We start from the raw sequence: 23943 nt of genomic DNA, 5'->3' as shown, positions 1-23943 counted from the left end.
TAAAACAACTCCCAGAGGAAAAGACTGTGCTTAGAATCTTCAAGGAAGACTTGACCACACCTCAAAACTTTGTTGTCACCTTGGAACTGGTTCCGGCACGGGAATCTTTTGGTCGAAGCACAGAAACGCTCTTGGGGATCGCCAGTGATGCGTTTGCCGATGGGCGTGTCTCCGCCGTTTCGATTACGGATAATCCCGGCGGGAATCCGTCCTTGAGCCCAGATGTGTTGGGATATGAAATTTTCAAGCTCGGGCTGGATGTCATTGTCCATTTTACCTGCCGGGACACGAACCGAATGGGCATGGAAAGTCGTGCGCTGCAACTGGCACGCATGGGTATGAAGAATGTCCTGGCCCTTACCGGTGACTACAGCGGAAAGGGATATGGCGGCCGTGGAACGCCAGTGTTTGATCTGGATTCTGTCCTGCTGACCGGCATGCTCAAAAGCCTGAGTGGAAAGATGGCTAGCTCCGGTGATCCGGACCCCTTCTTCACTGGTTGTGCGGTGTCGCCTTTCAAAAGCTTGAAGGCCGAACAGGTCGCGCAGTACAGGAAGATGGATAAAAAAATCGATGCGGGTGCGTCATTTGTTATCACCCAGCTGGGTTATAATGCGCAGAATTTTGAAGACCTCATCCAGTACCATACCGGAAAAAATGCTCACATCCCCATCATCGGATCCGTTTACCTGTTAAGTCCGCGGGCCGCCCGAGCCATGAATCGTGGCCGGGTCCCCGGCGTCTTTGTGTCGGACGAGCTTTTCAATAAAGTTGTTTCCGAGTGGCAGGAACCCCGCAAAGGATTAAAGAAAGCGGTGGAGCGTGCTGCCAAGTTGGGAGCAATCTTAAAAGGCCTGGGGTTCAGGGGCATTCATATAGGCGGGGTTCACCGGAGTTTCAAAACGGTCGCCGCTATTTTGGACCGTATGGACCAACTTCAAGACGCTTGGCCCGATTATTTGGGTGAGTTTGTACAGGGAAAAAAGAAAAACTCCGAGGATTCTGATGCACAAGCGCTTCCAGGCGGAATCAAGAAAGAAAAAGCGTCTTTGAAAGAGATGTTGCTGGATCACATACCCTACAAAATGCTCAATTCCGCACATGATCTATTTTTCAATCAATCCGCAACCATGGCGCCGGTCTATAAAAGTCTGGCATCAGTTCTGGAGAAGTACAACAAGACCTGGGTCTTGAAAAGGTGTCTGGAAGATCCGCTAAAAAAGACATTTTTATCGTGCCAAAGCTGTGGTGACTGCGCTATCCAACACATCGGCTTTCTCTGTCCAGAATCCGGTTGTCCCAAACACACTCGCAATGGTCCCTGCGGCGGGAGTACTGAGGGGCGCTGTGAAGTATACCCGGATCAATTGTGTATCTGGGTCCGAGCCTACCAGCGTCTTGCACACGTCAACAGCCTTGCAACCTTTTTGCAAGACAGGGTCCCCCCGCGTAGATGGGAGTTGAATAAAACCTCATCGTGGGTCAATTTCCATCTCGATAAAAACATACAATCACGAATGGCCGGCACTCGAGATCAGGCGGCCAGTGAGATAGGTTCCCAGGGTGAATAGTTCGCGGATGTCGAACAAGTTTTGGGTCGAGCGGTGGAATAAGAGACCCGCCTGGGCAGGAAAGAGGTCGTCCGCTGCGTTGTAGTTCAAAATAAGCGGCACTTCGGGAAAAGCATGAAATCTATATCGCCGATCAAACCCTTGGCCAGATTCCAACAGCCCGGTCAATTTGGCAGCGCTAAGATCTAAAGCCGACAGATCTCCTCCGAACGTGGCAGTGATTGTTTTATGGGTGTTGTTTGCGAAATTGACGGTTAGCGGTCCGGCGCCGCGCAACTCACGAAACGAATACCACGCATCATCTGAAGCCACCGACATAGGCTGGGGCGCCGTCAGATAGTGGTAGATCAGCTCGGCGATGGCCCGAGCGGGGCCCCGGCCAAGATTATCCACGAGCCGGTCCGCATGAAAGCTGTAGTGTTTACCGAAAAAGGCAATTCGCCGGTCCATCCATCGTCGACTGGGAACATCGGCCGGTATCGATTTCATGGTGAACCTGACGTGAGCGCCTTGATTTCACCCATTAGGCGATCGCGCTCATCCTCCAGATCCAGTAAACCGGCCATAAAGCTCGTTTTGATCCCGTGAGCCGGCATGCGCTGCAAAGTATCGGCAAGTTCTGCTTCCACCTGATCAAGCCGTTTGCGTAGGGCTTCAATTTTTAAAGATTTATCTTTCATAATACTAATCATGGCTCTTTTTGAGAAATATGTCTTTGATTCAAGTCAAAATAAGGGCGAATGTCCGGTAGGTGAAAGTGTCCTGAAGGTTTAAAAAGGTAGATCATCATAGTCCTCACTTTCATTTATACCGTACTGTTCTTTGATATCAAGTTGATTTTCGGCAATCAGGTTCATGTACTCATAGACCAGATTTTTGCTGACCTTGGCAACAAAGGCTGTGTCTTGAGGTGTTAATCCTTTATTCAGGCAGGCCAGAATTCGTTTATAGTCTTTGACATAGCGAGTTATGGCTTCCGGAGAATGGTTGGTCTCACGGGCGGTTTGCTCAACGGTTTTACCTTCGACGACGACCTTGTAGCAGATCTGTTTTTTATGGGTAATGGAACGGCCCATATCATGGATCGTACCTCTCCGGGGAACCAGGGTCTGGTGTTCTTTTTCCCATCCCCTGACATAGTTTGAAATTGTCGCCGGGCTCAATCGCATCATGGTGGCAACATCTACACCAGTCAGCACGGCCTGTTGTTCCTTGGCCTGATTGAATATACGAACGGTTGCCCGTTGGCGGATGATTTTTGCTTTTTCGCCTTCAAGGAAAGCCTGGATATCTTCCGGGGCGATCATATCGACAAAGACCGGTTTGAGGCGGGTCTTTTCGATGGTTTTACCATAGGCGGCCTTTTCGTTCTCGTCCACGGCCGGCCACATGACCTGGCCCATTCGCAGGTGCGTGTTGGGCGGATAGAAATGCTCGACCAGTTCCTGGATTTTGTTGACGATTACTTGCCGGGTCAACTGACCGCCCAACTGGGGACACTGGTCCTGAAAGAACAGAGCGAGTGCCGAGCCAAATGTCTTTTTCTGTAGGGGACCGAATTGATTGGCAAGGGGTGTTTTGCCTGATTTCATATCGGCCTCCTTTTGGTCTGCCCATGGTTTTTTTTAAAATCGACGGCCTTGTAATAGATCCGACCGCGCGCTTCGATTTCCTCAATACGTTGTCGGTAGGCCGGGTCTTCGCAGGCATCGGTATGCAGACCGAGATAGGTATTGACCGTGGCAACGGAGACACCGACCACCAGGGCGGTCTTCAGGTTGTTTCGAAACTTGCGCTGACAATAGACCACGCGGCAGAAGGTGTCGATATAACGTTCCACGGCCGTCAAAGAGTGTTTGATGGCCCGGGCGATCTCCACGGGTTCTTTTTCTTCCAGGAACATCGTGATGGCCTGGACCCGATGGGTCACTCCCGGTCCGATATCTTTTTGTTGTCCCCGGGTCGGAACAAAAATGTTTTGCTTACGAAGCCGCTGGATGTCTCTGCGGATGGTTCGCACGTCAGTATCAAGGATGACAGCCAGGTCTTCCTGGGTTAACAGGGCACCCTGGTCCTTGGCTTCAACACTCATGCGCAGGATTTGTTGGCGGCGCTTGGCCGATGGACCATATGAGCGACGTACCTCGGCATCCTCGGTGGAATTGATATGGGTTATGACAATCCGCTTGAGTTGACACTGTTTGAGCGGTTTACCAGGGGGTTCGGCAATATCAACCGCCGTCCAGACCATCTGTCCGGGGTGGAGCACATTACCCTCCGCATGGTCGCCAATGGCAAAAACCTCCTTGGCTTTTTCGACGATAATGTCCGACTCGAAAGGCGAGCAGTTGGTACCATCGGTAATCAGATTGGCAAACAGCCGCTCCAACGTTTTCGTATCGAGCCGGGCTTCTTGTAACTGTTTCTGATGGGCGTACGTTGGCATCATGGGCGCGACATCCTTTCCAAAAAGGCTTGATCTTCTTTCTTTACCTTATTGCCCCAGTCGACAATAGGGGGAAAGAAAATCCTGGATTTCCGCCTACCGGACATACGCCCTAATCGGAATTTGTTAAAAACAGGTTCGGAGTTAAAAAATCAATTTCTTGTCCATTGCGGAGCACAGCAAGCTTTTTGAAGTCCGAGCGGAGTTAATTTGAAGGATCGTGTCCTTCCGGCAAGCGTGCATGAAATAAACTGAACAATGAGGTATCTGTTGGCTGTCGCAAAGAGATGAGGAGGACAGCCAATGAACGACGATACCAATCCAACAGATGTTTCTGCCATCGCCCCCGCCTTAGAACAGGTCCGGCAGCGTTTCGAATCCTGGCGCCAGCGAAGGAAAAAACGCACCCGTATTCCCCAAAGCCTCTGGAATGCAGCAATTGCGCTGTCGGACGAATATTCGATATGCCACCTGTCAAAGACCCTGCGGGTCAATTACACGACCTTAAAAAGCAAAGTTGAAAACGCGAACACAACGGAAGAAGGCCCATCCCATACTTTGCCTACCCCCTTTATAGAATTCCAAGCCCCAGCCGCTCCTTTTATCGAATCGACTATCGAAATGATAAAAAGTGACGGTTCAGTTATGAGAATGCATGTAAAAGGAGCCGGCGCTTTTGATTTGGTGGAAATGGGCAGAGCTTTTTTGGCAATTGATTCATGATCGCCATCACGCCGCAGATGCGGATTCTTATCGCCGTGGAGCCGGCTGATTTCAGGAAAGGCATTGATGGGCTGGCCGGGCTGTGCCGCAAGCATCTCCAATCGGACCCGTTTTCCGGTGCCGTGTTTGTTTTTCGCAACAAACGGGCGACTGCATTAAAAATTCTCGTGTATGACGGTCAAGGATTTTGGCTTTGTCAAAAGCGGCTATCCAAAGGTCGATTTACCTGGTGGCCCGAAAGTACGGATGCCATTTTGCGCCGGCTCGATGTTCATCAGCTGCAATTGTTGATTTGGAACGGGGATCTGGCCACCGTTACTGTCGCACCGCATTGGAAAAAAATTTGTACGTAGGGCTTGCGTTCCAGTAGCAATTCTGCTATGTACGCCGACCATGGAACCGATACTTACATACCGCGGTAGAATCGTTACCGTACAGGATGCGGCATTTATTCAACAACTGATCGACCGGAACCCCACGGACAGTCGACGGCGCCTTTCCGTCAAACTTTGCCAGGCCTGGGATTGGCGCCAGGCCAACGGCGCCTTTCGCGACATGGTCTGCCGGGGCTTGATGCTCGCCCTTCATCGGGCCGGGCACATTCGATTGCCGGCCAAGAAAATGACACCGAACAATCCCTTGGCCAGACGACGGGCACCTGAGACCATCGCCATTGACCAGCGTCCGATAAAAGGCAAGCTGTCTGCCATCAAACCGCTTTTGTTTAAACAGGTTCGACGTACCGACGCCGAAGAGTTGTTCAACAGTCTGTTGGCCCAGTACCATTATCTGGGCTACACCCAGCCGGTCGGCGAACATTTAAAATACATCGTTTACTCCCAAGACCGGCCCATTGCGTGCCTGTCCTGGTCGTCGGCCGCCAGGCATATCGGCTGCCGCGACCAGTTTATCGGCTGGTCTCAACCCCAGCGCACGGCCAACTTGCGCTTTATGGCCTACAACAGCCGGTTCTTGATCCTTCCCTGGGTTCGCGTGCCCCATCTGGCTTCCCATATTCTGGGACGGATGAACCGCATCCTGCCCAGTGATTGGCAAGCGGTATATCATCATCCCATTTATTACCTGGAGACCTTTGTGGACACAGAGCGGTTTGCCGGTACGTGCTATAAGGCCGCCAATTGGACCTATCTGGGAGATACCACCGGCCGTGGGAAGAATGACCAGACCCACCGTCCCAACCGATCCATCAAGGCCGTCTGGGGATATCCGTTGGACAAGCGATTCAGGACATACCTTACCGCTGGAGCAAGCGCATGACCCCACCGCCCATCGAACTTTCGGCCGAACAACTGGACGCACTGATCGAGCGGGTCAAATCGCGCAACCTGCTGGACGAGGATTATGCAACCATCGAGGCCATGGGCGAGACGATTCATGTCCTGAGCCACAGCGTGGATGAAAAAGCCGTCTCCATCAAACGGTTGCTGAAAATGATCTTCGGTGCATCTACGGAAAAGACCGAGGATGTAACCCAAAAACGCAAACCAAAAGCCGATGATGCAAAACCGAAGGAAAAGAAAAAAGGCCATGGCCGAAATGGGGCGGATGATTTTACCGGAGCCGAAAAAGTCACGGTACCGCATGGAGAACTCAAACATAAAGATCCGTGCCCCCTTTGCCTCAAGGGCAAAGTCTATGTCTGCAAACAGCCAGGACCACTGATTCGTGTCACCGGCACCTCGCCATTGACGGCAACGGTATACGAGTTGGAAAAATTGCGCTGTAATTTGTGTGGAGAGGTTTTTACGGCCAAAGCCCCACAGGATGTCGGTGAAGAAAAATATGATGCCTCCGCCGGTGCAATGATCGCCCTGTTAAAATATGGCAACGGGTTCCCTTTTTATCGCCTGGAAAATCTGCAGAACAGTGTTGGTATACCGTTGCCGGCATCCACCCAATGGGATATCGTCAGGGATTTTTATTGGCATGTCTTTCCGGTCTTTGATGAACTGATCAGACAGGCAGCCGGTGCAAAAGTGATCCACAACGACGATACCACCATGAAAATCCTTTCCGTGGTCAACGAAAAGCGGGACGACAAAAGAAAAGGAATTTTTACCAGCGGCATGGTGGCGGTTCTGCACGATCACAACATCGGGTTGTTTTTTACCGGAAAGAAGCATGCCGGAGAAAACCTGGCAGATCTGCTTGCCAGGCGCCAGGCTGATCTCGGCCCCCCGATCCAGATGTGCGATGCGCTGTCGAGAAATGCACCCAAGGATTTTGAAACGCTTTTGGCCAACTGCATCTCCCATGGAAGGCGGCGCTTCGTGGATGTGTACGATAACTTCCCGGACGAATGCACCCATGTGCTGAACCTATTGGCCAAAGTGTATAAAAACGATGCCGATGCCAGGGCGCAAAACCTGTCGGACGATCAGCGGCTCGAATTGCATCAGAACCTTAGCGGTCCCTTGATGGATGACCTTAGAGAATGGTTCGATAAGCAGTTCGAGGAAAAAACGGTGGAACCAAACGCCGGTCTCGGGCAAGCCATCAAGTATATGTGCAACCATTGGGATGCGTTGACCCTGTTTTTGCGCGTCCCCGGAGCCCCTTTGGACAACAACACCTGTGAACGCGCCTTGAAAAAGGCCATCTTGAATCGGAAAAACGCCTTGTTTTACAGGACAGAGAGAGGGGCCAAGGTCGGCGATTTGTTTATGAGCTTGATCCATACCAGCGAACTGAACGGCGCCAACCCATTTGATTACCTGGTTGCAATCAGTGAGAACTCGGCTGAGGTAAAACGCCACCCCGAACAATGGACGCCCTGGAATTACAAGCAAGCCATTTCTGAAGCCGTATCCTAATTGCAGGCAGGGTGCTTGTGCCCTGCCTGTTGCACGACCTCAACTATCCCGCCAAATCAAACACTCACGATCAAAACCTCAGTTTAAAAATTATGCCGGCCGGCAAAAAAAATTGATTTACACATGCCTGCCGAAAGGACACGAAGGATCAAAATGGGTGGGATATTTAAAGTGGGCAGATGCATATAGCCATTTCAAATGATAGTCTTCGGCCAACTTGCACTTACTGCTATTAAAATGTATTGCATACCTACCGTAATTTCATTGTGATTACAATTAGCTAAGTGCATTGTGAAACAACTTTAAATAAAATTTCTAAAATGATCTCTTCCACACTTTTACCTGGGATTTGAATCCATAAAGGGCTCTTAGGTCTCTCTCGTAGCGGTTCATGTTGACAATATAAACCATCCGGTGGGAAAAAGGGTCTCGCTCCTTTCGGATAAGGTTAAGCTCCTGGAGCCTTTGCTTGACCTTATAGCAGAGGGATCTTGAGATCCCGTTCTCTTCCCGGAATTGGTCGATGATGGGGGTGAGTGTCTCCCGGTCGCCTGTTGCGATGTATTCTATGAGTAGGACTGCGAAGTCAAGGCGGTTGGACTCATCGACTGTCAGCAGGCGGTTGTTCATGGAGATCCCCATGATCAACCGCAGGTATGGCTCTGGATCAGGTTTAGGTTTTCGTTTGCGGGGCATTCTTTGACTACCAGCTACATATTTTATTGAAATCAGCTCTTCAATTTGGATGGGCTGATTTCCAAAATTGTCCAAAATCCGACATGGGACCTGGACGCAAAATCATGATTCCACACTTCCGTGGAATGGCACTATTATTTAAATACTTTCAGTGTATGATGCAGATTATCTGCGGTACGGGTTTTTCGATGGTCTTGTTTTATATATAGCAAGGGGTGGAAAACACCGGATATAAAAGTACTCCGGTGCGAGTGTCTTATTTGTGATGGGGTGATTTGTCGATAGAGGGTTTGTGTGTGTTGAAATCACGCTCCATAGACATCGCCTTCGCAGGCGGGAACACTAAATATCATAGTGTGTTGTTGATTTGGTCTATATAAGACTCCTCCTTTGTATTGTTTGGGTTATGAATTATCCTATTGTGACTTTTGGTTGTAATTGACATCTGGATCAATCGAATGATCTCGGCTATCAGTTGCCCTTCTTCAACAAATGTCTGATTGATAATTGCTATGCGTTTTGTGCTTTTGATCAGGCCAGCCATCATTGAATCCCAGTGTTTGTTAAACGCAGTGGCACCGGCTTCTATTCTTTCTTTGTGTGATGATTTCTTAGCAATCGGTTTGTATCCTGCTGCCGTCATGATCTCGTGTTTGATTGCTTGAGCGTTTGGTTTGAAACGTAGCTTTGGGATGGGACCAAACTTTTTGGAATTTTCAACATAATAGCTGAAGTCTTTGTCATCGAGCACTTCCTTGTCTGGATTCCGGATCTCGATGAGTTTTTCCCTAATTCCCCGGAGCAGTTTTAATTGGAACTCTGTGAACGGATTTGGATTGAATGGCATCTCATATCACCCATACAATATGACCTTATTTTCTTTGAGGTATTTGAGTGCAAGGTTCTGTTTGGCTTTGCTTGAGGAGAGCCAATCAATAGTTGAGTGGTTGCCGGACTGGTCTTTGAGAATGATGTTTGGGTTGATTTCATTCTTCGGTTCGATTCTGATCTCCCCAAAGGCTTTGTCTTGTTTAATCTCAATGTATTGGTTATGAGTGAGTTCAATTAGAAATTGGAAGCGCAGAGATTGGTCTTTACGGGAGTCGCTTATAATCGGTTTTAACCCTTCGAATGAATTTGTACCATCTTGGATTTGTTCGAAAATGATATGTCGCCATGGAAGGAGAGTTGCGAATCCTTTTTCGGCGAGCTCCTTATGCTGTTTATCGAAGTCAAGCTGTTTTTGACCTTGCGAATTGAACACTTTTGCAAGTTCGGTTATCACAAACGTGTCCTGAACCAACGTCTCTGACCCTCTGCCTTTTTTGTAGAGTTTTGCGAGAGATCGCATCAACTCGCTTCGGCGCTTCTTTTTTTCCCACCATATTTTGAGATTGTTTGTCCGTTCCTGGCGTTTCAATTCAGCCCAATCGATGGGTGCTGATTCCGGTTGGTCGATAAAGTCTGATAGTGCACCGAGGTCTGAGAGAAGCTGGCCGGATCTGTGCAACAGGTTACGGGATGCGCCGAGTACAAAAGAGCCATATTGGTGCATTGCCAGCTCCCGGAACTCTCTATCATTCAGACAGCGGTCTATGTATGCATTCACCCTTTCTGCAGGGATTTGGTCGATCTCGATACTATTGAAGTCATCCGCCTCGAACTCCGGTAATGCGTCAGTTGTTATGGTATGGCACCTCACAATCCTTCATGATTCTTCAGTATTATGCACCTTTTGCCGATTCTTGTTATGAAATTACACCATAGGCGTACACACAGATTACATTCCCAAAGACATCTTTGCGAACAGTTTCGCATCCAGGTTCAGTGCCCTTGGCTTAGCTACCTACTCTCCATTTCGCTCACCCAATAGTATTTGGTAAGTGGCCTTCCCGTAATAGGTGCAGTGGGAAGGCCGGGGTCTTTTCGCGCATGCAAAAAGCATCATCGCTCAATCTTTTCGACAAAGACAGCATCGCCTGACTCAAACTCATCTCTTTTATCTTTCGGGATCTCTATGTGTTTCCGTTGGGGTGATCCAAAACCGGAAACCCTTCCTATAAATGAAGTGGGCTTTTTCTTTGTCATGTCCACAATAGTGGACAAGCTCATATATATAGTTTTCGGAAAATGTCTAAAAAATTTAGGCGTAATTACGAGAAGTTAGGATTTTTTTAAAAAAGTGGTGAACAGGAGGGTTCTGGAAGGCGTGTAGTAGATAGCAGCCAAGGGAAAAATTCATTTTAAAAAAAATAAAGGTTTAGATCTTTATACCAGGTGAGGGGGCAAAAGGAAAGGAGTTAGTGGGATGATGAATTTCATCGTGATGGTAATCGGGACTGGGGCGATCCTTGGGTCGGTCATCATGTTAGCACAGACCGGGGGTGAGTCTGACCCTGCGGCGATCTTTTGGTTCTTTGTGGCTGCATGTGGGTTTGGTGCGGTGATGTTAGCCATTCGGTCTGACAACGCTCAAGTCGGGTACGTGCATCAGGGTCAGGCCTCGTATGGTGCCGTGCGGCCTGCACCTGCTCCCAAAAAGCAAAGGCATTGGGTCGTGTTCCACGGCACGCCCTCATACAGCAATGCTGAATCAGTTCTCCGTGAAGGGTTCATAGTAGGTTTGCCCGGTGATTTTGGAGCAGGGATCTATACCACTTTCGATTTTGCTTTGGCCTCTAAGTATGCCCGTGATCAGGGATGCGTGTTTCGCCTTTACATAAACAGGAACACGCCGTTTTTGGATTACGATTCCATCCCTGGCAGGAGTGCAGAGGAAAAGCGGTTGTATTGCCTGAACAACAATGTGGGTTTGGTGTTTGTCAAGAAGCGACAGTTTTTCATCAGTTATGGGTACTCCGGGTATCGATCCTCGATACCTGGTCTTGAGAGGGTGGAGTTGTTGGACAAGAACGGCCACCCAGTAAGCATTCAGTGAAAGGAGAAGGATTATGTGTGACAACAATAGGATTGGTAAGACTATTGGCAGGGGTTTGGATCAGTACGGCATCAGTGTAAATGATCGATTCCCGGTTCAGGTTCAGATCATTCCGCCAAGCAGAGTTCGGCGTGAAGAGTGTCCTTTTACAGGCGAGCATCTTTCTCATGGAGAGATGTATCCCAGAGGACTTACTCCAAGGCACACCAAAGAAAGTGTGTACCAAGCGTTCATCAACCCGGCTGACGATACCAGGTGCGGGATCTGCAACTGCGAGCTTGATCATCAGACCATCAATATGTTCCGGCACAATCGGCGTGAGGTAGCTTACCGCTTCTGTCCGGACTGTCGTGATTATTTCGCTTTGATGGCAGCAGTGGTTCATGGCGATCCTGTTGCAACTAAAGTAATGCGATCGGAACAGACTGCCATTTCTTATCAGCCGGTCAATCAGATCACTTATGAGCCGCAGGAGACTGTGGATGACATCATAAACATGGCTCCGCGTCCGCTCCCGGTCAGGAGGCTGTCATGAACAGGTTTGAGAGTGACATCCCACGTCCGGTTCCGATTCGACCCAAGGTACAGCCACCGTCATCGCCATCAGAGGTCGGATACAGCAGTTGGGCACGGCGTATCGGTGCGTTTCTGACTGCGGTGGTGCTCTTGAGCGGGGTTTGGTTTGGACTCATGAGCCAGATCGGGAGCATCACCGGGTCAGTTGGTTTTGACTTGGTGCTTTGGGTGTGCGGCGTGGCTTTCTTTTTTTATGATTACATCCTCACCGAGAACGGCTTTCGGTGGGCTGAAAAACACTGCGGTCTGTGGGGCCGCAAAGGAGGCGGATGATGGCCACAAGACAGGAATTAAAGGATATGGCAAAGGCAATCGAGGTAATAACCAAGATCCGGGAGTCTGCTGTTGTCAATGAGAGTAAGCTTGTGGAGCGGGCTTTGGACAAAGTTGAGCTTGAATGGCGGCGGTACATGGATTCCCACAAGCCTGCCCCCAGACGACCTGCCAAGAGAAAGGCGGGTGCATGATGGCCGACGATTACACCAGGGGCAAAATAGTCGGCTGGATATTCTGGATCATTGGCATTGGGGTTTTGATCATGGGCGGGATATCCCTTCTGGCTTACCTTGCGATGCCTGTTGCCGAGATTGCCGGTGATGCTTTGGGATCGCTTGACTCGAACTTCGGGTTTGGGCGGGGCGGCAAGATCCATTCCCTGGCCGCACTCTGCGTTGTTATCATCGGCGTTATCGGTCTGGTCAAGGTGCTTACCAGGAGGAAATAAAATGGCAGATACGAACGATGTTAGGATTATTGGCAACGTTGGAAATGACCCGTCTGAGTACGAGGGCAATGGGTTTAAGGTTGCGTCGATGTCGGTTGCCACCAAGCACAGTTGGAAGGGTCGGGACGGTGAATGGAATGAGCGCACCGACTGGCACCGGGTCTCTGCCTTTGGCAAGCTTGCGGAATGGTGCATAGGCACGCTTCGTAAAGGCAATCGTGTCCGGGTCGAGGGTCGGCTTCAGACTGATGTTGTCGAGGATAAGTACGGCAAAAAGAATTATTACACCAAGATCGTAGCCCGGAAGGTCGAGCTGCAATGATCAAGAGGAACAACGTAAAGAGAGGCTACCCGGTTGGGCGGCCTTTCTTTGTTGTGACATAGACCAGCAAAGCCAGCCCTACATCGAAAAGCTATAACCGTAGTTTTTGTGGGCATAGCATCTATTTATAATTTACGATTTTGGACTCGGTAGAAAGTGAGTAAGGCAAGGCCGAAGCCTCGCGCTTACCATAGAACATCGTCAATACGGTGCAACGCATGCCGACGTTCGATTCTTAGAGCAATCTCAACCTGAGCCGGGACCACCTAAGAAGTAATTCCGTAAATGTCTGTGGGTATAGCATCTATAAATAATTTGCGATTTTGGAGGTGTTAGGTGAAAATTCATAAGCATAATAGTATAGTTAGCCATTTTGTTGATCGTAGAATCAGAGTTGAGTTTAATTTTAAAGGAAAAACATATCAGCTCGCCAACCACCATGATCGTGATGGTGGCACATCATATTGGTGGGCAATTCGGCACAAATCCGGACGCTGGAGAGTTTTTGATATTCGAGCACTATGGTCGGAGCTTGGCATCTCAATGAACCGCGACAAATGGTATGAAGATATGAAATCAGCAATGATCAGCGGAGATAGGTATGCGACGAATTTTGTTGCAGATCACCTATCTAATATTGGAATTGCTCCAGTGTTAGCAGCTAAGTTCTCTTAAGGTGCGCCTCAATCGCCTTAGTGATCTCAGCGGTCATGCTGGTCTTGTTCCCGCGTTTCCGGGTTCGGTTGGTCTCTTTGACCAGATCTTCCATCGCCCATTTCAAGCTCTGGGGGATCATTGCGTCAAGGCGCTCGGTCGGTTCTTTTTGTGAGTTTGTGGCTTTGTGTAAATGTGTATTTGTGGGAATGTGTGCTTGTGGTGTTGTGGATTTGGGACTTTGTGTATCTGTGGTTTTGGGGGTTTCTGGTTTTGTGGGTTCACTTACCTGCGGGTCCAGGATCTTGTCGATTGCGCTGTCGAATTTCTTTGCCATCATTTCCCTCCGTTCACCCTTGCCATCAGCTCTTTTGCCAGTGCTTTGAATTCATTCGCGGACTTTGATTTCGGGTCATATTGGGTGATTGGTTTTTGGGTGGTGACGCATTCGCCCACTGCTACCCGTTTGCTGAGTCGGGTCTTAAATGTCAGGCCAGGGTATTTCTTGCGCAAGGACGCTTCCATGTCCCTTTCAAGGTTTGTCACCCTGCCGCTCAGCTGGTTAATGACGATGCCGGCGATCTTGAGGTTGGGGTTGGTCACTTTGCGGACCTTTTCAACGGTGCTGATGAAGTCCACCATGCCCATGAGCGAGAAATAAGCGGCTGTCACCGGGATCAGGACGTAATCAGCAGCTGTGAGCGCTGCCATCTGCACAAAACCGGACGATGGCAAGCAGTCAATCAGCACGTAATCATGTGATTGGGTGCTAATCGCATGCTTTAGCATGATGATGGTCTCAAGGTCGCCATCAGATATCTTGGCAAGTGAGTCGTCTGCGCCTATCAGGTCGATGTTTTTAGTGATCTGTTGGGGCGTGACTGTCTGGCCTTCATAGATGTCGTGGATGTTGGCTTTCAGCTCTGATTTATCAAGAAACGAGCGGGTAAGGTGCGCCTGGGAGTCGTTGTCAATGGTAAGCACCCGGTGTTTAGCTCCAAGAATGTGCGCCAGGTTGAAGCTGATAGTGGTCTTGCCGACACCGCCTTTCTGGTTTGCGACTGCAATTGTTATCATGCATCCTCCTTTGAGCATCCGGGGTTTATATTTTTTGTGTGGATTTACACATATCCGGTATTGTGAGGATGCACTTATGTGGGGATGTGTGTCAAGGAGAAATAACTAATTATATCAATTATTTAGTTGAGTTTAAACTCAATTTTTTCAAATGAGAGGTTGACGATTGGCGATGGGGCATTATCATAGCGTCACAACAGGCAGATGCCTTCACACATACATCTAATCCCCCGCGTCCAGGGTACCGTAAAGTACGGTGCCCTTTTTTGTTTGTTAGTCCGTCTCGACTCAATCAATGGATTTTATGGTGTTATGTAAACGATTGTGCTATATGACGCTTGTCTAAAGATTTCACATCATTCCGACGATAACAAACCATGGATACGCATTTTTCTTGACCAACTATAGTTTTATTGAAATAATGGGCAGGGGAGTTATGCCATCCAAGATGCTGATAAAATAACTAAAAAGGCCTGTATCGATGAAAATCATCGGGGATTCATTGTCTGTAATCATAGTTGGAAAATGGAACCGATATATATTAACACCGGAATGGGTTGCAGAAAAAATATTCAATAATGAAGAGCTTGAGGTCCAGCTCCCAATCAACAGGCCTGAATTAGCACCAAGATACAAGTCGCCAGATAACATTTTTTTTCTACCTGCCGTTCATAAATGTCAATTTATGGCCCAAGAGCCACATAGTGATGAAAAACTGGCTCGGATGAGTTCATGTGTAAGATCATTAGTAACAATTCTTGAGCACACACCGGTCACAGCGTTGGGGGTTAATATTGTATTCGAAGAGGAAAGCCATAATTTCGATATGCTTGAACTCTTCGATTTAGCTGATTCAGATAGATGCGCTGAGGCTGGGCTATCTACAAATAAGACTGAGATCAAACGACAGTTTTCATTTGAAAATCATGTGTTAAATCTTAATATTATATATACTCAAGACAAAGTTTTATTCGATTTCAATTACCATTACGAAGTCACAGGGCCTGCTCAGATAGCTGAGTTGGTAACTGATGATCTTATTATATCTAAGAAGACTCAATCACTGGATATTTTAAATAAATTCTACGGTTTGGAACTTGATGACAACGAAGAGGGTGAATCATGAATGATAAAGCACATACATCATCAAAATCAGATTTTTCCAGTAGATCTGGAGTAACTTACAAAAATGAATCTGATGTTCCTACTTTTCGTGCACAATCAAGCAAAGTTACCGGAAGCTCACCATATCCTCCAACTGTTATGAAGGTTGCACGAGGTGTGACAGAAGGTTCCGATTATTCAGTTTCGTTCTCAATAAATGTCTCCAAAATGTCCAGGCAAGAAAGTAATTACAAGATCAACAACAAATTGTCTGGAAAATATCAGGAAGTGTCTACAAAAAACGATTGATATAGGACTGCGACCTAATCATGAGTTGCCACTTCACCTATGTCAAAGATCCTGATAAATCAAACCTTTGTCAGGGAGATGTTCTAAGAGTAACTGAAGATATCTCTTCTGTATTAAAGCGGTACCATCCTCATTATTTTAAATCGGATTACATTTATTTCATCGTCCTGACCCAATCTTGTGACTTGGTTCGTAGGGACGGTAAAACCTGCTCTGCAAAATATATTACGCTTGCATCCGTTAGACCGTTTGACGTTGTTTTGAATCGAGAGGTTAAAAAAATTCAGAGCGAAGAATTCGAAATAAAATCTGGTATTTGTAGATCTAATCGAAGGAACACAATAGAGTCTTTTACCACACAATTGCTTAACAATAATCAAAAAGAATTTTTCTATCTGCATGAAGACGATGATTTGAAATTCCCTGAGCCTTGTTGTGCTTTTTTAAGGCTTTCAATCGCACTTCGAGCTAACGACCATTATGACAAATGCCTTGACGCAAAGCACCTTCAATTGACAGAGGAGTTCCGGGCAAAATTAGGTTGGCTTGTTGGTAATTTGTATTCCAGAGTAGGTACTATGGATTGGGTACCTGATTATAAGACCAAAGAAGAATTCAAAGAAATTGTAAATAGTATTTTAGAAAGTCAGTATGCTTGGTTTCAACCTGATGTAGTCACTGCACTAAAAAAACAAATTGAAAGCAAAAAAATTAATGTTTCTGGATTAAATGCTGAAGATATTAAGAAAATGGCGCTTGAGGTTCAAATACCCACCAAAGAAGAAAAAAAGAAAACTGTTTTAAAAAGTATCGGAAAGATATTATCACGATCAAAAGTATTAGTTGATGATGTTGATATTGACCAGCTATTATTCAAAATCGAAAGTGATCCCACCTTCAAATCAAATATTAAATAATTAAGATATTTATCAATGCGCCCCGCCGTGGAGATGGCGGTGGCACGGTCGGCAGTACCATTCGACATCAAGCGGTTTTGAATAGTCTTTGTGGTGGGCGTGGAGCTTGGATTTCTTACCGCAGCGCTGGCATCGGTCAGGTGGTGTTATTTTCCCATGCCTTTTCGCATTATGAAAAAGCTTTCTTGCTCGTACACGGTCAGGATAGCGCTCATCTTGTATTATTTTGTAATGATAGTGGTTTTTGCTTATGCCACCTTTCCATCGCCCATTATTAAGTCCGCTGAAGTCGTGTTTCGCTTGGCAGGCTTTACCACCTTTTGGGGCAATAGTTCTATTTTGACAAAGGGAGCTGCAATATTTTGAACTTTTTCTTTTCTTAGGGAATTCTTGACCGCAGTATAGACACTTGATATATTTAGCGTACTTAAGGTTCTGCCATATGAAAATTGTGTTTTTTCTGTGGCATTTCGGGCAAGTCGCAGCGCACCAAGATTTGCCTTTATATTCCCACTGGGTTCCGCACTTACTGCACTTGATTTTCATGTAGTGCAGTGTGCTGAGATACTATTTAAAGCTTATGTCAGGCTGTGTAGAGTGTGTCCAGTGGGTTGGAAATTAGAGGGGAGATGTGGCCCGGAGGTGGCCCAGACGCTTGTAGATCCGCGTCAGTTGTGTGGTGTCTTGGGTTCGACTCCCGCCGCCTCCACCATTTGTGATTACAATTTATTATGTTATTTCAGGGATTTGGAAAAATGGCCAAGTCCCTGTTTTGCGTTATGGGATCACTTTGGGATCACTTTTTCACCCCAGAGAGTGCAATTGACACCTCCTGATCCGGCAAATTATCCCCTTCTTTTTCGACGCTGGGAGCATACACATTGGCCATGAGCGCTGCTCCGTCGTCACGCTGATAATTCTTGATATACGAATAATAGTGTTCGTGAATCATCTTCAGGTTCACATGCCCCATCATGCGGGCCACCCAGCCGGGTTGCTCCCCTGAATCGAGCATCAACGTGGCGAACGTATGACGTGTCTGGTACAGCGGCCGGGGCGCCAACTCACATTTTTCCAAAGTCGGTTTCCAGACATGGATATTCACCGAATGGTGAAAGAGCGTGCGACCATAAAAATTCAGGAACACGTATTCCGATTTTCCCATGGTTGCCTTGCGTTGTTCCCGTAATGCGTCGACTACCGGCGGCAGCATCTTGATGTCTCGAACCGAGCCAGCGGTTTTGGGTCGTCCTTCTTCACAGAGTACCAGGGTTTCGCGGACCTTGATCACGCTCAATCGGAAATCCACGTTCCGCCACTTCAAGGCCGCCATCTCACCAAAACGCATCCCAGTGAAAAAGGCGATCTGGAAAAATGGGCGGTATCGCAGCGGCACCTTATCCAAAAAGAGGCAGACCTCCTCCATGGACAGGGGTTGGATTTCGGCCTTTTCGATCTTCAGATTCTGCACCAAGGTCATGGGGTCCTTGTCGATATGCCCTGCCCTGAGTGCAATCTTGAAAACCGATCGCACGGGCACAAGGATATTGTTGATCCGCTTGTTCGAGCATTTCAACCCGGCGATAAAGGCTTCGATATCCAAAAAAGGGATATTCCGAATCGGGCAATTGCCGAAGCGTGGCAGCACATAATAGTTCAACGGTATTCGGTCAACTCACGGACCGAATTCTTCAACGGCTGGAGCAGGAAGTTGCCAGCTGATTGCAACCTAAAACGCACCACTATCGATTGTAGACAGAAAAACGGGTCAATTCCTAACCGTTACCACACCTGCTTATCCCGCCTCATTCATTGGTAAATAACCAATATATACAGGCATCCCTATAGACGTTCACGACGATGAGTTTTCGGTATCCCATCAGTCGAGCGGGTACGATGCAGACGGGGTTGCCAGTTCATCCGGCGTGAGCGTCACCGTCGCCCTTGTTCCGTCAGCATAATGCACCGTGATCAGAACGGCTGACATCCCCGACTGAAGAACGCCATCGACCGGTACTTCGAAAGCATTTTCCGGATTGGTGGCAAATGGCAGGGTGCCGCTCGCCGTACCGTCAACCTCCTGCCACGCGATGGTGTCGGTGGCTGAGGATCCATTGCGTACATGGACGCGAGACCACCATGCATTGCTGCCTTGCAGCACATCGAGGCTAGGGTCTCCATCAGAAACACCTGAATGCCCATCACAGGAGACGAATCGCCATTTCCCGGTGTAGCGTCCACTGTCGTCCAGCATAATGGTCGCAGGGGCATCGCCGCCGAGGTCTATGCCGCAGTTTTCATCTGCGCATTTATCCACAATGCGGACAACCACGGTCTGGAGGCCCTGGGATGTCAGTGCGGTCACTTCCGCGCACTGCCCGCAGATCTTGCCCCCTTGCCACTGGCCCTGGGCGTCATCAGGGAGCACGTTAACGTTGATGGCTGCGTAATTCATGATATCGGTTGTGCCGTAGTTGCAGGCCCCTCCCTGGCTGGCCGCGGTGCTGTACATGGTCACATTACCAAGCCCACCATCGCTGGTAATCGTTGGAGAAACGGGCGTTGCCGCATTGCATGATCCGGAGCACGCATCCGGAAGATCGATGTCATCTGCTGAGTCATCTTCACTATCATCTTCTGTCTCATCTCCGGAATCATCACCTGTGTCGTCTGCAGAAAAATTGGCGATCAGACTTTTGTCCGCGTCCATCGTGATGGTAACAGGATTGGTCGTATCGGTGGCGGCGCCGCTCCATCCGGTGAACGTCGCTCCGTTTGCAGGCGTCGCCGTGACACTGACCGCCGTACCGGCTGCATAAGCATGGGTGCCGATCGTAGGAATGGTCGAGCCATCGCCACGGCCCTCGATGATCAGGGTGTACTCCTGTGTCTGCTCATTATCGTTATCGCTGTCGCTGCTCCCCCCGCTGCCGTTGACTTCAAGATGAGACCAGTCGTATTTACCCACATAGTATATATAGTAGTTCCCGTCGATTCGGTCCGGCATCTGATTCGACCACGTGTTGGTGTAGTCGACACCGTTGATTTCCACCCGTTCCATGTTCCATGAATTGATGTTCGTTATGCTGCCAGATGTCACCCGGCAGAATTCACCCGCTCCGTCAATAACGAGCGGCAATGCCGCTGCCTCTGGTGACGAACAGGGCGCCGATGTTGTGTCGTCTGACTCTGATCCGGTGACCGTTGCTGTGCAGGTTGCCTCGTAACTCCCATCCTGGGTGGTAACCGTAATCAAAGCGCTACCGGACGATACGCCGGTCACCACACCGCTGGTGCTTACGGTGGCGATACACGTATCACTCGATGTCCAGGAAACGCTGGTGTCACTGGCATCGCTCGGCGTTATGGTGGCGGTAAGGGCTGCGGTGGCGCCCGATTTGATCGATGTACTTGTCGGGCTGACGGATACACCGGTTACGGAAACATCATCGTCATCATCATCCGAAGGGATGGCGGCGGCGCCGACATGGGTTCCATCTGCGCCCAGGTTCACCTCATGGTCAAGCCCGATAAATTTGCCATCGGCGTCCTGCCAGAGGGTGGGCTCGATGAGGTTATACTTCGTGGCATCCACACTCTGCCAGTCATCGAGCAAAATCCCTCCGGTATCACCGGAATTGGGATTGACGCACCAGAATGTATGGTTCAGTTCGTACTGGGCGATGGTATCGGACAGCGCCTTCATCCATGTTTCGTTGTCTCCACCGTCCATGATTCCGCCCCACTCCCCGATAAGAAGGGGCGCCATATCCTGTATGGCAATATACAGCCAGTTGGGTTCCCAGCAGTCCGCAATGAGTGTATCTTGCGTGAACCCGGAATAAAACCAGGTTTGGGCATACACGCCGGGACCGTAGTCATGGGGTGAGTAGACGAGCTTGTTCTGGCGGTTTCCCAGATCGACGGGATAATCCCCGACGCGTCTCAGATTACCGCCCCACCAGTTGAAGTCGTAATTGGCACCATTTGTATTGGCATAAGTGTACCCATCCTTGGGAGTGGCCTCGACCCCCTCGACCACCACCAGCAGGTTGGGGTTTGCATCCAGGATCAGATCGGCCACCTTCTCGGCTTCGTATCTCCAGTTGTTCTGGTCCGTGGTGTCATCCCACTTTGCCATGTCGGACTCTCCGGGTGAGCCATGCGGTTCATTGAACAGGTCTACCGCAATGACCGTATCGTCATCGGCATATCGTTGCGCCAGCCATTGCCAGCAGGCTTCGAAGTCGCTGGATGGATAATCGTCCGTATACCAGGTGTTCAACATTTGCGTGTTGACCACCCGGTGCATATCCAGCATGACCTTCAGCCCGATTTGTTTACAGTAGGCAATGGATGCGTCCAGTACCTCCAGGCTGGTGAGGTCTTGAAGGTCGGGATTGACGCTGTAGTTGATGCTGCCGGGGTCAGCGCCGGTACCATTGCGCCATTGGTTGACCAGCTGGACACACAGGGGGATTCGAAGCAGGTTGAATCCATTGTCAGCCACGGTATCGAGTGTGTCCTCCATGTTGACCCTCCATAGACCATGGTACACCTGGTTTGACGTTTCAAAACCGAACCAGGCGATGCCGGTCAGCCTGACGGTATTGCCAGCGTCATCATACAGAACGCCGCCACTGGCGGACAGGTAGTCATCGGCTGGTTCGGCGGCAAGTGCGTCCACAAGCCCCAAGGGAAGGATCAGTAAGAACATCAGCACGATATTCCTCACCGCTTTTAAACTTCTCATTTTTCCTTCTCTCATAAGGACAGATTCCTTTCATTCCTCTTTGATTGTTGAGAACAGAAACAGATTTATCGCCCAGGCCAGAAGCAAAATTACCCCATAAGAAAAAGGCAATTTCTCTCCAGTCTATCTTTCTACTTTTTTTGTGACTGATACAACTGTTCGTGATGGAGACCCAACGATAACATGCAAATTGTGAACCGCGTAATATTTTCTCATTTCAGTACCATTGGTACATGCAAATTATCATTGTGACATTCAATGAATAATGAGAACATTATCCAGAGAAAATCAGAAAATGATGGCATCGCCCCCTGATCACCGAACGCAATAAAAGGACACCTGCAATATCGCTATCCGGCTTATCTGCAGATCGATTCATGAGAAATTTTGAGCACTGACATGCAAGAAATGTAATTTACCCGAAAGGCGTCTTCAAATCTATTTTGGGTCATCATGTTATGTCGGGAATGTTTTTAACCACCAACAAGAATTCTGATTCTTGTGCAACAGCAACGATTTTAGAGCATCACGGCGCCAATTACAATCTCCACCTAAATGATAGTTTTCACCTACCACCATCCAACCATCCGGCTCACATTGCTTAATTGCGTCGATGCTGTATATTTTGGTTGAAAACAAGAGGAAACACCAATAACTAAACAATCAACCGATGAGGTGATAATATGGCAGATAACAGAACTCAGGATTATACAGACGAGAGCAGTGAAGGACATGTAGATGCCCGCGAAAGAAACTTCGAATGTGAAAACAAAGATCCGCATCTGGGTTGTGATCCGGGGATCGATGTGGCGGGATAGATGAAAGGAAGGTGCCCTATGATTGGAACTGCAATTACTCTTATAACGCTGGGTTACTTCATCAACAGATGTATAGCCGGCCGGACATCAGGCACCTCCTGTAAGATCTAAGAGCATGATAAACGGCAGAGCTTCGACAACGAAGGCAAAAAAATCAATCCGCCGATCAGGCGGTGGCAAAAGCAGAGCCTCTGAGGGGGCTCTGCTTTTTGAAGGGGAGTTATCTAAAGTGTTTCTAAATTGATTGATTATTGAATCATGATTAGAAATAACGATCTTAATTCATTATATAAATAGAAATAATTGCAGAGGTGGAAAGATATGGCTGCAACAAAAAAAGAAACTGTTCTGGACTTCTTTAACACTGGTTATAATGAATATGATATTGATTATCGCGAAAATTCGATAACAGAATCATACGACTTTATTATTGATACGGGAACTTCCAGAATATTTCTAAAAATAGATCAGAAACGTTGGGACGATTCCAATCGATCTTCTATTATTGATTTTTTAGAATCCAAAGAAGAACAGATTCGGAAAGTTGTGTCAGACAATCAGAACGCCATTCTCCGAATGAATTAATAAAAAAATCAAGATATTTACCAGATAAAAAATCCTGACTGGCTTTATCTGCCAAGTTTTCTTGATCACAAAAAATACCGGACCACCAAAAGGCGGCCCGGAGAAGAGGAGAATAAGATGAAAAAATGATATTTATGTTATCGGACTCTCCGGAGCCTGGACATGGTCAGCGGAGTATCCGTTATTTTGATTGTACAGTAGCATGCCATCCTTACCGAAAAATGATGACTATATTACCGGATGGTCATCCTCTATTTGATTCACAATATATCTGCATTCGGGCGACAACTTGTATATGTACAGGCAACATGAAGCCCAGATGGTAACAATATTCGTGTGATATGTACTTTTGTATGACCCAACAAAACGGCAACACTATTCCAGATCTCCCTTGTATTCTTCCCCACAATTTTCCAGTAGTTTTCCACCGTCGCCCAAAAAAACCACAGTCGGGACTCCTTCCGCCATCCATGGACCGGTGGCCAAATTTTCCAGAATGGTCCAGCTCAAGCCTGAAGGGGATACGCGCACACAATGGATTCAGGAAACCCAGCATGGGCGACGTGGGCCCAGGGCCCAAGACCGGGGGCGACAGAACGACGCGCTAAGAAGTGGAAAGAACCATAGGAGGGATGGTAAAAACAGCCTTAAGTTTTGACAGCCGATGCCGATATTATTTGTAACTCCTCTTCTTCCAAATCTCTAATTGACAGGGCCCTGAATGATCAGGGCCCTGTCTTTTTTTCATAATGACGTTGGATTCGCCAAACCGGAGTCACGCGCAGGTACCGTCCAATGGCAGGATCGTAATACCGGTGCCAGTTGTAGTGCAGCCCTGTCTGCGCATCAAAATACCGGTCCGATAATATTCTGATGGCAGTTTCGATCCCATCGTG

The 23943-nt window shown here is 48.2% G+C and carries 27 protein-coding genes; 16 read left to right on the top strand and 11 right to left on the bottom strand.

What is annotated here, in order from left to right; all coding sequences use genetic code 11:
- Positions 1-26: 26 nt before the first annotated feature.
- Positions 27-1571: a methylenetetrahydrofolate reductase C-terminal domain-containing protein gene (locus Dvar_RS04365; protein WP_419660510.1), complete on the top strand. Its 1545-nt coding sequence runs from the start codon at positions 27-29 to the stop codon at positions 1569-1571.
- Here the strand turns inward: Dvar_RS04365 and Dvar_RS04360 are convergent.
- From Dvar_RS04360 to Dvar_RS04345, 4 genes are all read right to left on the bottom strand, one after another.
- Entirely contained in the window at positions 1512-2060 is a 549-nt protein-coding gene (locus Dvar_RS04360; protein WP_419660509.1) for a DUF3786 domain-containing protein, read from the bottom strand. The genes Dvar_RS04365 and Dvar_RS04360 overlap by 60 nt on opposite strands.
- Entirely contained in the window at positions 2057-2251 is a 195-nt protein-coding gene (locus Dvar_RS04355; RefSeq protein WP_155302299.1) for a hypothetical protein, read from the bottom strand. Before Dvar_RS04355 ends, Dvar_RS04360 begins: the two co-directional genes overlap by 4 nt.
- Positions 2252-2341: 90 nt before the next feature.
- Positions 2342-3163, bottom strand: a complete 822-nt coding sequence (locus Dvar_RS04350) for a DUF1670 domain-containing protein (RefSeq protein WP_419660508.1) — start codon at positions 3161-3163, stop codon at positions 2342-2344.
- A complete protein-coding gene (locus tag Dvar_RS04345) occupies positions 3160-4020 on the bottom strand; it encodes a DUF1670 domain-containing protein (protein WP_419660507.1) in 861 nt (286 codons plus the stop codon). The genes Dvar_RS04350 and Dvar_RS04345 overlap by 4 nt, the downstream gene beginning before the upstream one ends.
- Positions 4021-4320: 300 nt before the next feature.
- Between Dvar_RS04345 and Dvar_RS04340 the strand changes: the two genes are divergently transcribed.
- The 4 genes from Dvar_RS04340 to tnpC are packed head-to-tail and all read left to right on the top strand — an operon-like array spanning position 4321 to position 7574.
- Complete coding sequence (locus Dvar_RS04340; protein ID WP_419660506.1) at positions 4321-4740, top strand: hypothetical protein; 420 nt, start codon at positions 4321-4323, stop codon at positions 4738-4740.
- Complete coding sequence (tnpB, locus tag Dvar_RS04335; protein ID WP_419660505.1) at positions 4737-5093, top strand: IS66 family insertion sequence element accessory protein TnpB; 357 nt, start codon at positions 4737-4739, stop codon at positions 5091-5093. The genes Dvar_RS04340 and tnpB overlap by 4 nt, the downstream gene beginning before the upstream one ends.
- A gap of 40 nt (positions 5094-5133) precedes the next feature.
- On the top strand, positions 5134-6018 hold the full coding sequence (locus tag Dvar_RS04330; RefSeq protein ID WP_419660504.1) for a DUF4338 domain-containing protein: 885 nt from the start codon (positions 5134-5136) through the stop codon (positions 6016-6018).
- On the top strand, positions 6015-7574 hold the full coding sequence (tnpC, locus tag Dvar_RS04325; protein WP_419660503.1) for an IS66 family transposase: 1560 nt from the start codon (positions 6015-6017) through the stop codon (positions 7572-7574). Before Dvar_RS04330 ends, tnpC begins: the two co-directional genes overlap by 4 nt.
- A gap of 315 nt (positions 7575-7889) precedes the next feature.
- On the opposite strand, the gene Dvar_RS04320 is transcribed toward tnpC, so the two are convergent.
- The 3 genes from Dvar_RS04320 to Dvar_RS04310 form a co-directional block, all read right to left on the bottom strand.
- Entirely contained in the window at positions 7890-8204 is a 315-nt protein-coding gene (locus Dvar_RS04320) for a hypothetical protein (protein WP_419660502.1), read from the bottom strand.
- 415 nt (positions 8205-8619) lie between these two features.
- The gene (locus tag Dvar_RS04315) at positions 8620-9117 is read right to left on the bottom strand and encodes a hypothetical protein (protein WP_419660501.1); all 498 of its coding nucleotides are present in this window, start codon (positions 9115-9117) and stop codon (positions 8620-8622) included.
- A 6-nt stretch (positions 9118-9123) separates the two neighbouring features.
- Positions 9124-9825 carry a hypothetical protein gene (locus tag Dvar_RS04310; RefSeq protein ID WP_419660500.1) on the bottom strand — a complete coding sequence of 234 codons (702 nt, stop codon included), beginning with the start codon at positions 9823-9825 and terminating at the stop codon, positions 9124-9126.
- 753 nt (positions 9826-10578) lie between these two features.
- On the opposite strand from Dvar_RS04310, the gene Dvar_RS04305 reads away from it, so the two are divergent.
- The 6 genes from Dvar_RS04305 (at position 10579) to Dvar_RS04280 (ending at position 13505) form a co-directional block, all read left to right on the top strand.
- Positions 10579-11208: a hypothetical protein gene (locus tag Dvar_RS04305; RefSeq protein WP_419660499.1), complete on the top strand. Its 630-nt coding sequence runs from the start codon at positions 10579-10581 to the stop codon at positions 11206-11208.
- A gap of 13 nt (positions 11209-11221) precedes the next feature.
- Positions 11222-11743, top strand: coding sequence for a hypothetical protein (locus Dvar_RS04300; RefSeq protein ID WP_419660498.1), 522 nt, complete (start codon positions 11222-11224; stop codon positions 11741-11743).
- On the top strand, positions 11740-12057 hold the full coding sequence (locus Dvar_RS04295) for a hypothetical protein (RefSeq protein ID WP_419660497.1): 318 nt from the start codon (positions 11740-11742) through the stop codon (positions 12055-12057). The genes Dvar_RS04300 and Dvar_RS04295 overlap by 4 nt, the downstream gene beginning before the upstream one ends.
- A 124-nt stretch (positions 12058-12181) precedes the next feature.
- Positions 12182-12508, top strand: coding sequence for a hypothetical protein (locus Dvar_RS04290; protein ID WP_419660496.1), 327 nt, complete (start codon positions 12182-12184; stop codon positions 12506-12508).
- A 1-nt stretch (position 12509) separates the two neighbouring features.
- Positions 12510-12830, top strand: a complete 321-nt coding sequence (locus Dvar_RS04285; protein WP_419660495.1) for a single-stranded DNA-binding protein — start codon at positions 12510-12512, stop codon at positions 12828-12830.
- Between the two features lie 336 nt (positions 12831-13166).
- Positions 13167-13505, top strand: coding sequence for a hypothetical protein (locus Dvar_RS04280; RefSeq protein WP_419660494.1), 339 nt, complete (start codon positions 13167-13169; stop codon positions 13503-13505).
- Here Dvar_RS04280 and Dvar_RS04275 read toward each other — a convergent pair.
- Together Dvar_RS04275 and Dvar_RS04270 are read right to left on the bottom strand one after the other, a co-directional pair.
- On the bottom strand, positions 13492-13824 hold the full coding sequence (locus Dvar_RS04275) for a hypothetical protein (RefSeq protein WP_419660493.1): 333 nt from the start codon (positions 13822-13824) through the stop codon (positions 13492-13494). The two genes, Dvar_RS04280 and Dvar_RS04275, sit on opposite strands and share 14 nt — an antisense overlap.
- A complete protein-coding gene (locus tag Dvar_RS04270) occupies positions 13821-14561 on the bottom strand; it encodes a ParA family protein (protein WP_419660492.1) in 741 nt (246 codons plus the stop codon). The genes Dvar_RS04275 and Dvar_RS04270 overlap by 4 nt, the downstream gene beginning before the upstream one ends.
- A gap of 481 nt (positions 14562-15042) precedes the next feature.
- Between Dvar_RS04270 and Dvar_RS04265 the strand changes: the two genes are divergently transcribed.
- From Dvar_RS04265 to Dvar_RS04255, 3 genes are read left to right on the top strand one after another with little or no spacing between them, the layout of a single operon-like run.
- The gene (locus Dvar_RS04265) at positions 15043-15687 is read left to right on the top strand and encodes a hypothetical protein (protein WP_419660491.1); all 645 of its coding nucleotides are present in this window, start codon (positions 15043-15045) and stop codon (positions 15685-15687) included.
- Positions 15684-15974, top strand: a complete 291-nt coding sequence (locus Dvar_RS04260; RefSeq protein ID WP_419660490.1) for a hypothetical protein — start codon at positions 15684-15686, stop codon at positions 15972-15974. Before Dvar_RS04265 ends, Dvar_RS04260 begins: the two co-directional genes overlap by 4 nt.
- Before the next feature lie 20 nt (positions 15975-15994).
- Complete coding sequence (locus tag Dvar_RS04255) at positions 15995-16891, top strand: hypothetical protein (protein WP_419660489.1); 897 nt, start codon at positions 15995-15997, stop codon at positions 16889-16891.
- A gap of 796 nt (positions 16892-17687) precedes the next feature.
- Here Dvar_RS04255 and Dvar_RS04250 read toward each other — a convergent pair.
- Positions 17688-18494 carry a tyrosine-type recombinase/integrase gene (locus tag Dvar_RS04250; RefSeq protein ID WP_419660488.1) on the bottom strand — a complete coding sequence of 269 codons (807 nt, stop codon included), beginning with the start codon at positions 18492-18494 and terminating at the stop codon, positions 17688-17690.
- 276 nt (positions 18495-18770) lie between these two features.
- Positions 18771-21644 (bottom strand): cellulase family glycosylhydrolase, encoded by a 2874-nt coding sequence (locus Dvar_RS04245; RefSeq protein WP_419660487.1) that lies wholly within the window; start codon positions 21642-21644, stop codon positions 18771-18773.
- Between the two features lie 683 nt (positions 21645-22327).
- Between Dvar_RS04245 and Dvar_RS04240 the strand changes: the two genes are divergently transcribed.
- Both Dvar_RS04240 and Dvar_RS04235 read left to right on the top strand, forming a co-directional pair.
- A complete protein-coding gene (locus tag Dvar_RS04240; RefSeq protein WP_419660486.1) occupies positions 22328-22462 on the top strand; it encodes a hypothetical protein in 135 nt (44 codons plus the stop codon).
- A gap of 321 nt (positions 22463-22783) precedes the next feature.
- Positions 22784-23047, top strand: a complete 264-nt coding sequence (locus Dvar_RS04235; protein ID WP_419660485.1) for a hypothetical protein — start codon at positions 22784-22786, stop codon at positions 23045-23047.
- Positions 23048-23943: the final 896 nt, after the last annotated feature.

Origin of the sequence: Desulfosarcina variabilis str. Montpellier (genome assembly GCF_048565275.1) — a bacterium.
In the GTDB taxonomy this organism is placed as follows: domain Bacteria; phylum Desulfobacterota; class Desulfobacteria; order Desulfobacterales; family Desulfosarcinaceae; genus Desulfosarcina; species Desulfosarcina variabilis.
Note: the sequence above shows the minus strand (reverse complement) of the source record. Positions and strands in the feature narration are given on the sequence as shown.